At 57.9% G+C, this 16528-nt stretch carries 13 protein-coding genes and 1 pseudogene; 11 read left to right on the forward strand and 3 right to left on the reverse strand.

What is annotated here, in order from left to right:
* Positions 1–89 precede the first annotated feature (89 nt).
* Positions 90–3686 (reverse strand): DUF748 domain-containing protein, encoded by a 3597-nt coding sequence (locus FJ145_06190; protein ID MBM4261020.1) that lies wholly within the window; start codon positions 3684–3686, stop codon positions 90–92.
* 75 nt (positions 3687–3761) lie between these two features.
* Complete coding sequence (locus FJ145_06195; protein MBM4261021.1) at positions 3762–4205, reverse strand: gamma-glutamylcyclotransferase; 444 nt, start codon at positions 4203–4205, stop codon at positions 3762–3764.
* 173 nt (positions 4206–4378) lie between these two features.
* Between FJ145_06195 and FJ145_06200 the strand changes: the two genes are divergently transcribed.
* A complete protein-coding gene (locus FJ145_06200; GenBank protein MBM4261022.1) occupies positions 4379–4975 on the forward strand; it encodes an ABC transporter substrate-binding protein in 597 nt (198 codons plus the stop codon).
* Between the two features lie 4 nt (positions 4976–4979).
* Here FJ145_06200 and FJ145_06205 read toward each other — a convergent pair whose 3' ends face one another.
* On the reverse strand, positions 4980–6224 hold the full coding sequence (locus tag FJ145_06205) for an ABC transporter substrate-binding protein (protein MBM4261023.1): 1245 nt from the start codon (positions 6222–6224) through the stop codon (positions 4980–4982).
* Between FJ145_06205 and FJ145_06210 the strand changes: the two genes are divergently transcribed.
* The 10 genes and pseudogenes from FJ145_06210 to FJ145_06255 all read left to right on the forward strand — a co-directional run bounded on the left by FJ145_06210 (position 6213) and on the right by FJ145_06255 (position 16227).
* Positions 6213–6956, forward strand: coding sequence for a hypothetical protein (locus tag FJ145_06210; protein ID MBM4261024.1), 744 nt, complete (start codon positions 6213–6215; stop codon positions 6954–6956). The genes FJ145_06205 and FJ145_06210 overlap by 12 nt on opposite strands.
* Positions 6957–7188: 232 nt before the next feature.
* The gene (locus tag FJ145_06215) at positions 7189–8343 is read left to right on the forward strand and encodes a hypothetical protein (GenBank protein ID MBM4261025.1); all 1155 of its coding nucleotides are present in this window, start codon (positions 7189–7191) and stop codon (positions 8341–8343) included.
* 126 nt (positions 8344–8469) lie between these two features.
* Complete coding sequence (locus FJ145_06220; protein ID MBM4261026.1) at positions 8470–9492, forward strand: cupin domain-containing protein; 1023 nt, start codon at positions 8470–8472, stop codon at positions 9490–9492.
* Between the two features lie 143 nt (positions 9493–9635).
* Positions 9636–10412: pseudogene (locus tag FJ145_06225) on the forward strand (ABC transporter ATP-binding protein).
* Positions 10413–10767: 355 nt separating this feature from the next.
* The gene (locus FJ145_06230; protein MBM4261027.1) at positions 10768–11988 is read left to right on the forward strand and encodes an extracellular solute-binding protein; all 1221 of its coding nucleotides are present in this window, start codon (positions 10768–10770) and stop codon (positions 11986–11988) included.
* Positions 11843–13822 (forward strand): iron ABC transporter permease, encoded by a 1980-nt coding sequence (locus FJ145_06235; protein MBM4261028.1) that lies wholly within the window; start codon positions 11843–11845, stop codon positions 13820–13822. The genes FJ145_06230 and FJ145_06235 overlap by 146 nt, the downstream gene beginning before the upstream one ends.
* 167 nt (positions 13823–13989) lie before the next feature.
* Positions 13990–14439 carry a FecR domain-containing protein gene (locus FJ145_06240; protein MBM4261029.1) on the forward strand — a complete coding sequence of 150 codons (450 nt, stop codon included), beginning with the start codon at positions 13990–13992 and terminating at the stop codon, positions 14437–14439.
* Between the two features lies 1 nt (position 14440).
* The gene (locus FJ145_06245; GenBank protein MBM4261030.1) at positions 14441–15076 is read left to right on the forward strand and encodes an OmpA family protein; all 636 of its coding nucleotides are present in this window, start codon (positions 14441–14443) and stop codon (positions 15074–15076) included.
* Positions 15077–15255: 179 nt separating this feature from the next.
* Complete coding sequence (locus FJ145_06250) at positions 15256–15513, forward strand: hypothetical protein (protein ID MBM4261031.1); 258 nt, start codon at positions 15256–15258, stop codon at positions 15511–15513.
* Positions 15514–15603: 90 nt separating this feature from the next.
* Positions 15604–16227 carry a methyltransferase domain-containing protein gene (locus FJ145_06255; protein ID MBM4261032.1) on the forward strand — a complete coding sequence of 208 codons (624 nt, stop codon included), beginning with the start codon at positions 15604–15606 and terminating at the stop codon, positions 16225–16227.
* Positions 16228–16528 lie beyond the last annotated feature (301 nt).

A 16528-nucleotide genomic window follows, 5' to 3' on the forward strand; every position in this document is an offset into this window, starting at 1 on the left:
GCAACCTATATCAAACGAACCGGTTGCACAACATCGCGCGCGTGCTCGGATTATTTAACCGCGAAGAACGCAAAACAGAATTAGGAAAACTATCTCAGCGAGAAATCTACACGACTCGTTTTTAGCTTGGCTTTTTCTTTGTCGCTTTCGGAGTTTGGCTTGGCGGCGACGATAAACAGACGGTCCGCGGTAATCTGGTCGGCGGCGAGGACGCGGTCGCGCACGGCCTGAGCGCGGCGATTGGCGAGCTCGCGCAGATCGTCGTCGCTCACTTTGGTATTTTTGTTCATCAGTTCTTCCATCTCGGCCACGGGCAAATCCTTGGCGAGGCCGACGATGTTGCGCGGCTTGGGAAAACTCTCGTCGCCGTAGGCGAGCTTTAAATATTTTTCATATTCATCTTTTTCGATCTGCACCTCATCGACCGACGCCGGAGCGTTGCCTTGGCGCAGCAACTCTTTCAACTTTTGCGCCTTTACTTTTCTTTCGATGGCGACTTTTTTGATGCCGTCGAGGTCGGCCAGGGGATCGACGCGGCCGCTGATCTCTAGTTTTACCACGGGGCGGTTATTCATCGCTGCGACCAAATTTTTGATCTTGGCTTCGCCGCTTTGCGGCACGGCGGCGCGGCCGTAGTCGAATTCGATGTAGCTCAACTCTTCGCCGCTGCCGCCGCCGAACGCGGCGCCGAGCATTGCGAACGGCGAGGTCACCGCTTTGACTAATATATTGACGATGATCTGCCAGATGATGCCGCCGACGCTGAACTTGGGATCGTCGAGGGAGCCACCAATGGGCAGATTGATGTCGATGACGCCATTGCGGTCTTTGAGCAGTGCGACCGCGAGCAGCACCGGCAGCTTGGTGGCCTCCGGGCTCTCGACGCGCTCGCCGAAGGTGAGTTGGTTCAGGATGATTTTGTTTTCGGCTTCGAGCTTGCGGTCGGCAATTTTGTATTTGACGTTGAACGAGAGTTTGCCGCGCTCGATGCCGTAGCCGACGTATTTGCCGGAATAGGGGGAAAACGGCGGCAGGTCGACTTCCCGGGCATCGGCGACGATATCCATGAACAAATTTTTCGTCAAGGGATTGATCTTGCCGCGGATGTCGACAGGCGCGGCGTTGTCTAGCTTGGCGACGATCTCCAAATCGCCGGGCGTTTCCGGCTTGAGCTCGGAAATCGTGCCCTGCACGCTGGTGAGATTGGCGGTGTAATTGGGTTTGATGAAAAAGTCGCTAAAGTTGACGTTGCCGCCTTGCAGGTTGATCTTGCCGATGGTGATCGCAGCGTCGCCGGCCGCGGATGTTGCGGTGGTCGTGTCGGCGGCGTTTTTGACCGGCTCGTCTTTTTTGTCGCCCGGCTTCACCAAGTTCTGCAGGTTGATCTTGCCGTCGGCGGCAAGAATCAGCCGCGAATAAAAATCGCTGAGGTTGATCTCGCCAACGCGCGGCTGCATCGGTTCGAGGGAAAACTGAATGCCGTTGAGCGCCAGCGACTTCCATTTCAGTAGATCCTGGGCGCTGCTCTTTTCGACGGTGGCGAAGTCGGCGACCTGTAGCGTCCCTTCGTAGTTGACCTTTGCCGGACCGCTGCTGGTCGCGTCGAAGACGAGCTTGCCCTCGGTGCCGATCTGCCCGCTGGTGAGCAGAAACAAGACCTGATCTTCCAAATAGGGTTGAAATGGCAGCAGGTCGACGTCTCGGCCGGTGACGGCGAAGTTGGCCACCGGCGGATTGAAACCAGCGCTGCCGGTGAGGCGCAAGGAGCCTTTATTGTTGATGCGCGTTTGCAGCGTGGTTTTGCTCCGGTGATTTTTTGCATTGGAAAAGTTTTCCAAGCGCAGTGAGAACTCGGATAGATTGACTTTGACCGGCGCTGCCGGGGCGCGGTCTTCGAAGTTGACCCGGAACCGATCGAGAGCGATCTGCTTGGCGACGATCTTCCATGCGTCACTGTCAGCTTTTCTGACCGGCTTTGCTCCTTTCTCGGCCGGCGCTGATTTGATCAGTTTGTCGTAGTTCAAGCTGCCGTCGGCGTTGCGCTGGGCGTAGCCGCTGCCGCCGCTGCCTTCGACTTTGCCAATGGCGATGCTCTTGCCTTCGAGGTCGACGTTGACTTCGCTGACGGCGAAGAGCGGCACGCTCCACAGCGGTTCGCGCCGGCCCGGCTCGTCGATGCGCAGGTTGCGCACCGTGGCGCTGACCTCAGGGAGCTTGAATAGGCTCTTCTCGGCTTTGGTTTCGAGGGAGTAGGCAGCGACCAGGTCGACCAGACCTTCTTTGATTTCCGCTGCGAGAGTCTTCTCGTAGTATGGTCTCAGCGCGGCAGGGCGCAGGCCGGTGACTTCTAATTTCCCTTCCACCAAAAGCGGCGCGAGCTGCGCCGAACCGGTGTGTTTGAAGCGCTCCTGTTGCGGCGATTCAAACGTTAAATCGACGGTGGCTTTCTTACCGGCTTCGTTGGTGAGCCCTTTGACGTTTAAGTTTAGGTTGTCGAAACGAGTCTGATAGCCGCGCTCGGGCACTTGATCGATGAAATGAATTTTTGCCGACTCCAAGGTGACGTCGTCGATTTGATACACGAACGGCGCGCCGCCAGCGGCCTGAGGCTGCTCGGCCGCTGCGGGTTTTTCCGACTGCCCGACCAAGCTTTCTAGGTTGAGCTTGCCGTCGCGGCCGCGCCGCAGGTGCAGCTCGGTGCCGCGCAATTTCACTGACGTGAGTTTGGCTTTGCGGGCCGGCAGCTCCAATGCGTCGAGCTGGGCTTCCAGAGCCGGCAATGCCAATAACGCAGTCGCATCTTTTTGCTGCACCGCCAATTCTTTCACCGCCAAGTTGCCGCTTAAAGCCAGCGTGGTGGGTTGACCCTTGGGAGTGTGGAAAGAGATCGTAACGGTGCCATCGATCTGGCCCAAGGGCGCAATGAAATTCAATTTGACTGGGGAGTATTCCAGATATTTAGGAATGCTGAGCTTGTCGATGGTGATCTGGAATTTGCTTGCGAGAGAATCTCTGAAAGGCTGGGTCTCGCCGCCGAGCGTTACCGGAGAGCCGTTGACCAGCGCCGAAAACGACGGCTGAACTTTTGTTTCACTCTGCGAGGCGATGCTGGAAACAAACGGCACGCCGATGTTGACCGCGCTGACTTTGTGCTTGGCTTGCTTGGGCCGGTCGTCGAAATCGATCGCACCGTCGCTGATCTTTATGTTGTAAATCGCAAAGCGCGGTGTCGGGCCGGCAGGCGCGGCCATGAATTCGTCGATGAGATCTTGAAAATTGTAAGAGCCGTTCTCGTTGCGCACCAAGCGCACATAGGGTTTTACCAAGCGCAATTCTTTCAGCACGGGGGCGAGGCGAAACAACGATTGGAGTTCGAGATTGGCGAACAACTCACCCAACGACAGCGCGGTCTGATCGCCCTGGCGTTCTTTTACGGCCAGGCCGCGCACGGTTGCGGTCATGGTGTAAGGATTGATTTGAATGTGTTCAATGGCAACTGGCCGGCGCAGTTGCTTGGAAAGCTGAGTCGTCAGTTGGCTGCGCAACAGCGGCGGTGCGACGAAGAAGCCTAACAGGCCGAAGCCAGCGACGATCGAGACGAACCAAAGAGCAAGGCGTCGCCAGCGCCAGCGGCGCTTTGGCGGAGTGGTGGAAACGGCCGTAGAGTGTTCGGCTTCGCTTGCCATGCCGGTAAAAAGCTTCAGCCTTCAGCCATCGGAGCTGGAGGAGTCCATTTAGTATGCGCGCCGCCCATCGACAACTCAAGCCGCCGCCGCTGCGATCGCTTGCAGCATGGTTTGATAGTCCTGTGGCAACTGCCAGTGGCGCGCACCCGCGACCATCAGTCGTTTGTACTCAGCATTGGGCAAAGGCACGTCTTCTTCCTTCGGGGCGATGTAAACCAGCGCGCGACGCGGCGCTTTGCCGTCGTTAATCGCATAGACATCGACAAAGGCGCGCGCGTAGCCGTCCTCAAAGCCGTCCATGATGATCAGATCGGTGTCGCTGACGTCGTAGACCACACCCCAAACGTCGCTGCCGGCTTTCGGATAGATATTGGCCGTGCCGCAATGGCGCAGCCGTGAATGGCGCGCGATGGCAAAACGGTAAGCCGGCAGGCGCGCGACACAGACGAACTGCGCCGATGGGCAGCGCCGCTGCATCTGTGGCCAGTCCATGTTGGAACCGTAAGCGAAGTAATACACAAGTTAAGCTCCCAGATTTAGTTAGTTGAAAATATTAAGGAAAGCCGCGCAAAGAGACAAGCGAGTTGGGGGTTTTTTGCAAACCAGATTGCGAGTTTTTTTGTGGGCTTTGCATAGAGCCGGCGTCTAAGATAATAGTTAATACATAAACTATTTATCTAACCGGGGTGATTATGCGCTCAATTGGAAGAGCCTTGGCCGTGGTTTTTGTCCTGTGCGTCATCGCTGCACCGCGCGCGGTTCTTGCGACTGGTGAAGCGACCAAACAGTTGAGCACCACGATCAATGAGTTTGTCGCTATCATGGTCAAAACGCCGGTGTCGGAGTTGCGCGCGACCGGTCTCCCGGAGAAGGCACTTAAACTGATTTTCGAGCGCTTCGACTTCGTCGAAATGACCCAGCTTGCTCTGGGCGGGCATTGGAAGTCGCTGAACCAGAGCGAACAAAAGGAGTTTGTCGATGCCTTCACGCAGCGGTTGCTGGTCAACTACGGCAAGACCGTGCGCAGCAACGGCGACGAAAAAATCGTCTGGCAGCGGGAAACCCAGAACGGCAAGCAGGTGAGCGTCGAGACTAAGGTGGTGAGCGGCGGCGGGGGAGAAACACCGATCGATTATGTGCTACATAACGTTAATGGCCAATGGAAAGTCTTTGATATGTCGATCGACTCGGTGAGTCTAGTAAGAAACTTTCGCGAGCAGTTTCAGCGCATCATCTCGCGCTCATCCGTGCAAGAACTGCTCAAGAAAATCAAACAGATCGATTCTTAGACTGCTAGCGCTGGACAAAGCTCCAATCGAATACCCTGCCCGAGTCGGGCAGGGCCTCTAACTTCATTTCTGCTTTGATCTCTTCCATAGCAATTTGAATTCCCTGCGGGTTGGCCGCACCAGTATTGGACCAGCTCGACGCCGCCAGCTCATAGCTGCCGTCCGCCAGCGCCCCGTCCATCTCGGTCCATTTGACGATCGAGCGCAGGGTTTCCTGCTTGTTGGCTTTGGCGAATTGCACGCCGCGCAGCGTCGCACGCACCAGACGGTGAATTTCATCGGGCTGCTTCTGGATCTTTTCTAAGCGGGTGCCAAAGCCCGCCAGCGGCGAAGGAATCAAATCGCCGACAAAAAGAATCTTCCTAAAGCCTTTCCGTTCAAGCATGACATTGTACGGCGCCTCGATCAGCGCGCCGTCGATGGCGCCGGTCTCCATGGCGGCAATCCGATTGGCGCCGCCGCCAAGCGCGAGAATCTTGACGTCCTGGTTTGGGTTCAACCGATATCGGCGCAGCAGGGCGCGCGCATAGGTGTCGGAGCTGGCGCCGAAGGATGAAATGCCAAGGGTCTTGCCACGCAGCTCTTCGACAGACTGGATGTTTGGCTTTGTGATCAGCGTGAACAGCGGTTTGTCGGCGATGGTCATGACCACGCGCAACGGAATGTTGCGCAGCGCCGCGCGAATCGTCGAGCCCAGCGCGGTGGTGTAGCCGACGTCGGCCGTGATCAGCGCTTGCATGGCGAGCTGCGGTTTCATCAGCACATAATCGACGTCGAGTCCCTCGGCGCGATAAAAGCCTTTCTCGCGCGCCAAGTGAATCGGAAACCACGACAGTGACTTGGAAGGCGCGGAGACCAGCACTTTGGCGTTCTGACTGTGCGCCTGCGGGGCGCCGAGCAGCAACGCGATCAATATTGACGGTAGCAAGACCAGGGCTTTCATGGTGCCAGGAAAATAGCCGGTGCCGCGTGGGCTGACAAGTGGCGCCGGTCGTTGACCGGCTGTAGCGCATTCGATAAGCCTCTTGGCATGAGCAAACTCAAAATCACACTGGCCCTGGGCTCCTATGATCGGCACGCGCCGCTGCTGGAAGGGTGCATTCAACACCCTCTGGTGGACGTTCAATACATCGAAAGCGACCCGCAACAGGGGCGGCACGAGCGGTTTCTGCAGCATTTCGAGTACGATGCGGCGGAGTTGTCGTTCTCCTCTTATTTGATTGCCATCGACCAGGGCATGCCGGTGCATGCTGTGCCGATTTTCCCACGCCGTTTGTTCAGCCAATCGCAAATGTACAGGAACGTTAACTGTGGGATCCGTGCGCCGTCGGATCTGGCCGGCAAACGAATCGGGCTGAGCGGCTACCAAAATACCCTCGGCGTGCGTGCCAAGGGCGATCTAACGCATTTTTATGGTGTCGATCGCCGCTCCGTGACTTGGGTTACACCGGGCAAAGAGGTGGTCGACGTGAAGCTGCCTGACGATCTGAAAATCGAAACCCGCGGCAGCATGGACGAGATCGAGAAAGAGTTCTCCGAGGGCACGATTCAAGCGATGTTTGTTTCGCGGTTGCCGAAAGTGTTTCGCGACGGCAATCCCAACCTGGCGCGCTTGTTTGAAAATCCCCAAGCGGAAGAAGAGCGCTATCTCAAAGAAGAAGGCTATTTTCCGATCATGCACGTGCTGGCGTTCAAGAAAGAGCTGGCGCAAGAGCATCCTGAGCTGCCAACGGCACTGTTCGATATTTTCGAGCAGGCACGGCTGCGCGCCATGCGGCGCTGGGTCGACCCCAACTGGTCGATGCTCATGTGGGGCCGGCGCGAGCTGGAGCGGCAGGGTGAAGCTTACAAAACCGATCCGTGGCGCAACGGCCTGGAGGCCAACCGCAAAAATATCGAGCGCTTTGCGCTTTACAGCAATGAGCAAGGACTGACACGGCGGCGCTTGACGCCGGAAGAACTGTTTGTGCCGATCGGTTGAGGATTTATTCACCACGAAGGCGCGAAGGGCGCGAAGGTCGGAGAGAAGAACCACGAAACACACGAAAATCACGAAAGGAAAACTGGGCCGATTGTTTTTTCGTTTATTTCGTGTGTTTCGTGGTTGTCTCTTAATCTGTCCTTGGTGCTTTCGTGGTGAGTCCGTTCCCTTGACAGCTTCGGCGCTCTTGCATATCTCAACAATAGCGAACTGACGAAAGGACTCTGTGTCAATGGCTCGTCAATACAAATGCATTTCCGGCGACGGTCACATCGATCTAAACCCGGACATCTGGCGCGATCGCGTGCAGGCACAATTCCGCGATCGCGCGCCCAAGCGCGTTAAGATGGACAACGGCTCCGACGCCGTGGTGATCGACGGCGGCAAGCCCAACACCATCGGCATCACTCGCAGCGTGCGCGTCGCCCATATCGATCTCGCCAAGCAGGTGCCAACGTTCGAGACCTGCGCCGGCACCGGCTCTCCCGAGCAGCGTTTGGCGGAACAGGATCAAGACGGCATCGATTGCGAGATCTTGTTTTCGCAAATCACTTTCGTGCTGCGCCAAACCCCGGACGACGATCTCTATCGTGACTGCATCCGCGCCTACAATGAGTTTCTCGCACTAGAGTATAGCGCGCCGGCGCCGGATCGCCTGGTTTGCATGGGCACGCTGCCGACGACCAATGTCGACGACGCCATCAAAGAGATGGAGCATTGCAAAAAGCTAGGCATGAAGGGGATGAAACTTGATCGCTATCCGAGCGGCAAGAGCTATCCGACAAAAGAGGACGACAAGTTTTGGGCGGCTGCCATCGATATGCAAATGGCGCTCACCAATCACAACACCGGCAACATGGGCTCGGGTAGAGGTCAGCCCGATTACATGTACCCCAAAGACCCTGGGCATGATGTGCATCAGAAGGAAGCCTTTAAGTTTTTTACGCGTTTTACCAACGACGCCATGACCGCCGCTTTGCAGATGGCTTTCTTCGGCGTGTGGGATCGTTTTCCCAAGCTTGAAATCTACTGGGCGGAAACGATGATCGGCTGGTTTGAATACGGCTTGTGGCAGGTCGACGATCACTATGACCGTTACATGGGCATGATCAACGACGCCTGGGGCTTGAACAAGCTCGATCGCAAGCCCAGTGAATACTTGAAAGATCGCAACTACTGGGGCTTTCTGCGCGACCCGGTGGGCATCAAGCGGCGCCACTGCATCGGCGTCGACAAGCTCATGTGGGGCACCGACTTCGCCCACGCCGCCAGCGATTTTCCCAACTCGCAGAAATACCTCAAAGAAGATTTCGCCGGCGTGCCGGAGAACGAGCTGCGCGCCATGCTGGTGGATAATTGCGTGCGCTATTTCCACCTCGATCAATAAGATGACTCACCACGAACACGAAGAATACGAAGTGAAGCCAAAGAAATTTTTTGTCCGAACCTTCGTGCTCTTCGTGCCTTCGTGGTGAAATCACTTTGCCCAAACGCTCTCACCGGAGAAAAATCTATGAGCGACGTTGGCACCACCCATGAAGACCTCGAGCGGTTTCTCGGCGAGCACTATCTTGTCGGCGCCGGGTTAAAGCGCGACAAGCGCATGACGCCGCGCGGGGGTAAGACGGCGGCGCACTGGCAATGGGATGGCATCCATCGCGGCTTGATGCGCTCCGGTGAGATCGTCACGGTGGGGCCCAACGGCATGACCGGCATGCGTTCAGTGGTGGGTATCGAGGCGAAGAACTTTCCTATCTGGATGAACGCACAGATTCTCATGCCCGGCGAGCGCACGCAGTGCCATCGCAACTTGCGCAGTGAGACGCGGCTCGTGTGCGAGGCGCCGAAGGATGCGGTTTTCGTCTGCGAGTATGAGGCCTATCCGATGGAGCGGGGCGATGTGATTATCAGCCCGGCGTGGACCTATCACGACCATTGGAACAAAGACAAAACGCCGGCGATCTGGATTGACGGCTACGATAACGGCTACAACCCCAACGTCAACATCAATGAACGCTTCCCTAAAGACGCGCCCTACGAAGAAGTGAAAAAGCCCACTGGCTATGGTCAACGCACCCTCGGTCTGGCACGGCCGATCGCCAACGAAGCGCCGTTTCCGCTGCCGCCGATGCGCTACGCCTGGGCGGACACCTACGGCGCGCTGATGGCGCTGCGCGAAAACAACGAAAGCGATCCCTACGACGGCGTGATGATCATGCTCGCCAGTCCGGTGGACGGCGGCCCGACGCTGCCGACGATCGCCTGGCATGCGCAGCTATTGGCGAAAAAGCAGAAAACCCTGGCGCACCGCCACAACAGCACCACTTTCTACTTTGCCTTCGAGGGCGCCGGGGCGGTGGTGATCGACGGCGAGCGGCTGGAATATCACAAGGGCGATATCTTCGCTGTGCCGGCCTGGACCTGGCACCATCATGAGAACCGCGCGAGCGATGATACAATTCTTTTCTCCATCGATGACTGGCCGGCGATGAAAAAGCTTGGCTTCTACATGAAAGAAGAGGCCAAAGGGTTTTAGAGGAGGGCAGGTCTGAGACCTGCCCCTATATCAACCAACCCGTCACGGCAACGATCGCGACTTCGTGGGGGCGCGGCTAAGACCCGCCCGGTTTTCCCCTGTAGAGTCCTGCCCGACTTTCGTGTAAGAGAATCAGCACGATTATGAGCAAGAGCGCTCCTACCCAGGCGGCCAATGGCGCTGTTGCAGCGAAAGTCGCCGTCAGTTTGAAGAACCTGTGGAAGACCTATCCCGGCAATAACCACCCTGCGGTCAAAGATCTCTCCCTCGATATCCGCGATGGCGAAATTCTGACGCTGCTCGGTCCGAGCGGTTGCGGCAAGACCACCACGCTGCGGATGGTCGCCGGTTTGGAAGTTCCCGACGGCGGCGATATTTTTTTCGGCGAGCAAGCGGTCGTGATGACCGCGCGGCGGCTCTGTTTGTCGCCCGACAAGCGCAACGTCGGCATGGTGTTTCAGTCCTATGCCATCTGGCCGCACATGACGGTTGCGGAAAACGTCGCCTTCCCTTTAAAGGCGCGGCGTTTTCCCAAGCACGAGATCAGCGATCGGGTGCGCAAAGCGCTCGATCTTGTCGGTTTGACCGGATTTGAAGACCGCCAGGGGCCGCTGTTGAGCGGCGGGCAGCAGCAGCGGGTTGCGTTCGCCCGGGCACTGGTCACGGAGCCCAAGGTTTTGCTGCTCGATGAGCCGTTCAGCAACTTGGACGCCAAGCTGCGCGAGCAGATGCGCCTCAGCGTCAAACTTTTGCAGAAGCGTCTCAACATCGCCATGTTGTTTGTCACCCATGATCAGATCGAAGCGCTGAGTTTGTCTAATCGCATCGCGTTGATGAACCAGGGCGTGATTCAACAGCAGGGCGATCCGCGCTTGCTTTACGAAGAGCCGGCCAATGAGTTTGTGCGCGATTTTGTCGGCCGCACTTTGTTGTTCAAAGGGAAAGTCCAGACCAGCAACCCCTCCGGGCAGATGGCGATTGCGTTGGAGGGGGCGCCGGATTGCGTCGTCTTTGGCCGGACCTACAATCCGGACGGTGTCCAAGCGAATGCCGCGGTCTACATCGGCGTGCGGCCAGAGGACATCGCGATTCAACCGGCAACGGCCGCTAGCGTGCCGGCGGGCATGATCGGCGGCACAGCCCAAGCGGCGCTCTTTGTCGGCGAGCGCATCGAGTATCAAGTGGAGGTGGACGGCCAGGGTAGCGTGGTTATTTATGGCGAACGCCACCAACCGATCGAGGAAGGCATTAAGGTTTGGTTGAAGCTGCGCCCGGATGGCCATAGCGCATGGTCATCGGACTGGGCGCATAGAGAAGAGTGAGGTTATGAGAAAGTCATCAGACGGATCAGGCCGATCGGTTGGATCTTTAATCTTGATAGTGGCAATGTTCGCGAGCAGCGTCGTCTTTGCCGCCGCCGCGCCGGCGAACTTTGACGCTGAGTGGGCAAAGTTGGTCGCCGCGGCGCAGCAGGAAGGCACAGTAACAGTCGCTTCCGGCGGCGCGCCGTCGCGCCAGTATCGGCCGGTGGTGGAAGCTTTCACGAAAAAATTTGGTGTCAAGGTTGAAGTGTCGACCGGCAATGCAACGGACACCGTCAACCGCGTTCTGGCCGAGCGCAAGGCCGGCAAATTCACCATGGACGTGGCGTTGATCAGCTCGCGCGAGAACCAGCAGCGGCTGGTGCCGTCCGAATCGCTGGTGCCGATCACGCCGATGTTGTTTCATCCGGAAGTGACCGACCTCTCTAAATGGTACAAGAACCGCCACATGTATGCCGACAAGTTCAGCAAGTTCACGCTGATCTATCATGCCGGCTTAGAAGACCAATACGAGACTTGGTACAACACCGACAAGATCAAAGAAGCGGAAATCGCCACACTCAACAAGCAGACCGATGTGTTCGATCCCAAATGGAAAGGCAAGGTCGCCGGCCAGGGTCTGGGCGATCCTTCCGGCATTCGCCAGATGATCGACAGCTATTTCGAGCCCGACCGCGGCCCCGACTGGGTAAAGAAATACATGATGGATACCGGCGTTACCTTCACCGACGACCGGCGCATCCTGGAGACCTGGGTCGTCAACGGACGCTTTCCGCTGCAGTTCGTCGCTACTGGCACCGAGGAGTACGTCGGGCTGGCGAAGAAGGGGCTGCCGATCAAACCGCGCTCTCTGGTCAAGAAAGCCGGCGTGCTACGCGCGTCGGGTTCCGGCTGCTGTATCTCGATGTTTGCCAATGCGCCGCATCCCAATACGGCCAAGCTTTTCGTCAATTGGTTCCTAAGCAAGGAAGGCCAGACGCTGACGCACACGCTGATTCCCAATCTCGATCGCTCATCGCTGCGCACCGATGTGCCCTTTGGCGAAGTCTCACCGCAGCAGCGCCGCGGCTTTGGCAAAGAGTATGCCTTCCCCGATGCGGATCCGGCCACGGGGGGCAAGCAGGAAGAGGTGCAGAAGTGGCTCTTCAAGCTCTGGGAGTCGCGGCAGAAGTAGTGGCCCGGAGATCCGACCGATCCGTCGGATCAGTCCGATCCGTCTGATCATGGCACCAAGCTCCACCCTCGACCAAGTTAGCACTGCGCCAGTAGCCCCGGTGGCAACCTTGACCAAGGGCCATTTCACCATGGCCGTGGTGCTGCTGGCGCTTGGCTATATTCTTATCTGGCCGGTGCTGCTGCTGTTGATCAACAGCTTCAACGCCGCCGGCGACTGGTTCGTCGAGCCGCGCCGCTGGGGCGTCGACCACTGGGTCAATGGTTTTCAACGTCCCGGTCTGCTGCGCTCGCTCGGCAATTCGCTATTGATCTGGGCGCTGACCGTGGTGATTAGCTTCCCCATCGGGGTCGCCATTGCCTGGCTCCTGGCGCGCACCAAAATTCCCTGCAGCCGCACGTTGGAGTTCTTGTTCTGGGTCTCCTACATGGTGCCGAGCTTGCCGACGACGATCGCCTGGATCACTTTGCTCGACCCCGACATCGGCATGATCAACGTCGGCCTGAAGAATCTTTTCGGCCTCGACCAGGGGCCGTTCAATATTTTCAGCGTGCCGGGGATAGTTTGGGCCAATCTGATGGGCCACGGCATCTCGATCAAAGTCATGCTGATGACCCCAGCTTTTCGCAACATGGACTCGACCCTCGAGGAGGCGGCGCGGGTTGGCGGCGCGAGTAACTTGCGCACGCTATTCAAGGTGACCTTGCCGCTGATGGTCTCGCCGATGATCATGGTCTTCGCGCTGCAATTGCTGCGGGTCTTTCAATCTTTCGAAACCGAGTATCTGCTCGGTGTGCCGTTTGGCTTTTACGTCTATTCGACCAAGGTCTATGCGTTGGCGCGCAATGCCATACCCAATTACGGCGAGGCCACGGTGCTCGCGAGTATTACGTTGTTAATCATTGCGCTGATCATTCCGCTGCAGCGCTGGATTCTCGACCGGCGCCGCTACACGACCATTACCGGCGCCTTTCGGCCCGGCTTGCTCGACCTTGGCAAGTGGAACTATGCCGCCTTCGCGGTGATTGCGACGCTACTCGTGCTGCTTACGATTGGCCCGTTGGTGGTGCTGGTGCTGGGAAGCTTCATGCAGCGCATCGGCTATTTCATGCTCGGCTATACCTTCGAACATTGGCGGCTGGTGCTAAGCGATCCGGTTTTCATCAAAGCGCTGCGCACGACGTTGGTTTTGGCGAGCGCCGCGGCGCTCTGCAGTCCGTTGCTGTTTTCGGTGATCGCCTACATCATCGTCCGGACCAAATTGCCGGGGCGCAATGCGCTGGACTTGATGATCTGGAGCGGCGGCGCCATTCCCGGCATTCTTGCCGGCCTGGGGCTGCTCTGGCTGTTCGTCGGCACGCCGGGTTTGAACTTGCTGTTTGGCACTATCTGGGCGCTGATTCTGGTCGTGATCCTCCAAGGCAAGACCACCGGCGTCAACATCATGAAGGGGGTGCTGGTTCAGGTCGGCGCCGACATGGAAGAGGCGGCGCGGGTCGCCGGCGCGGGCTGGATCCGCACCTATTTTCGCATTTGGCTGCCGCTGCTGGCGCCGACATTGATCCTCTTGGCGGTGATGAATTTCGTCAGCGCCGCCGGCGCGACCAGCAGTATCATTCTTTTGGCATCGCGCGATACCATGACGCTATCTCTGATGGCCTTGGAATTGTCTGCCACCGCTGTGAGCAACCGTGAGGCGGCCAGCATTATTAGTATCTTTATCATTGCGATTACCTTCGTGGGTGCGCTGCTAGTGCGCTACTGCGGCCGGCGCGTGGGCGTGCGCCACGACATGCATGGCAGCGCGGTGGGCGCGAGCGCGCGATCAAGATAGCGCTTGCTCTTGCATGGCGGCTTGTCCCTGCGTTCACAAAAATATTGCTTAATACCGTAAATTTTTGTGGACATTTTTCTGCGTATTCGGTAAAGACAAGAAGAATCACTATCGCGAAAGCTTCGAATGAGCCCCACGCGCGTGTCTTGGCGTTAGGGGTTCCATATATGAGTTCCATCGCTCGCGCTGTACTCGCCACGATTGTCGCTTCGCTGGCTCTTTTGTCAGGCGCCGTTGCGTGGGCTGACATCGGCCAAATCAAATCCCTTTCCGGGGAAGTTTACCTGATCAGAAACTCCGTGCAGCAGCGTGCCGCAGTGGGCGGCCTGGTGCAGCAGGGCGACGTGCTGGCCACCGGCGCCAATAGCAGCGCGGGTATCACCTTCGTCGACAATTCGCGTCTCTCGGTCGGCTCCAACACACGCATTGAAATAGCTCAATACCGCTATGACCCGACAACCCAGGAAGGCGTATTTCTGACCGATATCAAACGCGGGACGCTTTACGTCGTTTCTGGAACCATCGCTAAACAGCCCGGCGAGCCCATGAAGGTTAGGACGCCGACAACGGTGATCGCGGTGCGCGGCACCACGCTCGCGGTCAAAGTTGAAGAGTGACATGATGTCGAGACGCAGCCGCAGAAAAAGCAGCAACAAGATCGCGCTCTACAGCGCGCTCTTGGTTTGTGCGCTGTGGCTAGCTGGCTGCACCACCGCGACCAATACGACGGTCATCCTACTGCCAGAAAAGGACGGCCGGGAAACCTCGGTGATTGTCGGCGAGGGTGGGAACACCATTGTGTTGAACAAGCCGTTGCAGGTGGCGATTATCGATACCCGTCGGGCGATGCGGCAAGTCGACATGACTCTCGATGAAGTAAACAAAATGTTTGCCGAGGCGCTCGCTGCGCAGCCGCCCGAACCGATCAAGTTTACACTTTATTTCATTACCGGCGGCACTAACCTGACCGCGGATTCACAGCCCTATGTGGAAACCATCATCAGGGAAGTCGCCAAGCGGGTGGCCGTCGAGGTGGAGATCACCGGCCACACCGACCGCGTCGGCAGCCTCGCGGACAACGATAAACTCTCTTTGCAGCGGGCTGACGCCGTGCTCAATATTCTTCAGCAACGGGGCCTGGCGCCAAGCAGTTTCAAGCGCACGGTGGGGCGCGGCGAGCGCGAACCGCTGGTGCCGACCGCGGACGAAGTTGCCGAGCCGCGCAACCGCCGGGTTGAAATCATCCTGCGTTAGCTGGCGCCGTCGCTGCTCGCAATTCGTTCGAGCCGTTCAAACAATTCAAACCCTTCGCTACGGGACCATTCAGGGCTCACCGTTCCTCGAAATCCACTTGCCGGAGCAGCGACCGCTTATGGTTGCGTCGCGAGCGTCGCACCCGCGCTTCACTTGCTTTTCAGTGCCACGTGAACTCCATGTCCCAACAGACCGTCACAGATGCTCTCGTCGAATATCTTATCTCGCGCAACGTGACCCATGTCTTCGGCGTGCTCGCCCACACGCTGTTTCCCATTGGCGACGCGATGGCGAAGCTTCGGGAGCAGCGGCACTGGGCATCGTCCATGCCGGTGCCGCCACTCGTTCTCGGGCATCTCGTCCTTGTCCTGCGTCGCCAGGGTCAGGCTGGCGCACAGATTTCTGCTGAAAACCCAAGAAGGCTTCGAGCGGCGTAGCCTGAACCCGACGCGCGGTTCTTGCATTTACGCGCCGACGTATCATGCTTGAGATGACATCACGAAAAACCCATCGAGGAGGCAACTCGTATGAAAAAAAGCATTGCGGTATGCGTGCTGGTCCTGTCTTTGGCCTTGGTTGGCGCAGCGGCTCGGGCGCAGGAAGCTAACCCGGGCGGCGGCACCACGCAACTGCGTTCGCCGGATGTGGTCTACGTGCCAACGCCGACGGAGGTGGTCGAGGCCATGCTCAAAGTCGCTAAAGTCGGCAAGGGCGACGTGGTTTATGACCTTGGCTCGGGCGATGGGCGCATTCCGATATTGGCCGTGGAAAAATACCATGCCGAGCGGGCGGTCGGCATCGATATCAACCCCGAGCGGGTGCGCGAAGCCCAGGCCAACGCCAAGAAAGCCGGCGTCGAAGATCGCGTGCGCTTTCTCAATCAAGATCTGTTCGAGTCGAAGATCAGCGATGCCACCGTGGTGACGTTGTATCTGCTCAGCACGCTGAACGTGAAATTGCGGCCCAAGCTGCTCGAAGATCTCAAATCTGGCACGCGCGTGGTCTCGCACGCTTTCGATATGGGGAGTTGGAAACCGAAGGAAACGCTGACGATCGACGGGCGACAGGTTTATTTTTGGATCATTCCGCAGAAGGGCACGCCGGAATACCAGGCCGCCATGGCGGCGGCGGGGAAGACGACGAGCCGGTAGGCGCGGTTGCGCTCGGAAAAATCGATGATGGAGGATTGAAGATGGAGGATCGCGTTGATCAGCTACATTCGAGCTGTGCGCGGCGGTTTTGATATAGCATCTGAGCTGAGCGGGGATATGGGTGCAGCGCGCTAGGGGGCGACGTGGCGCTGCTTTGAATAGAGGTTACTGTGCCGGCGCTGGTATACGATTTGCTCAACCCTACCTGGGTTCTGAAAGCGGCGGCCAGAGGGCGGTTTTTCCAACACAAACGCGGCGCCCCGAAGGGTTTTTCAACGGTCGGGACTGAAGGAAATGTCCG

The sequence above is a fragment of the Deltaproteobacteria bacterium genome, assembly GCA_016874755.1.
In the GTDB taxonomy this organism is placed as follows: Bacteria; Desulfobacterota; Binatia; order UBA9968; family UBA9968; genus DP-20.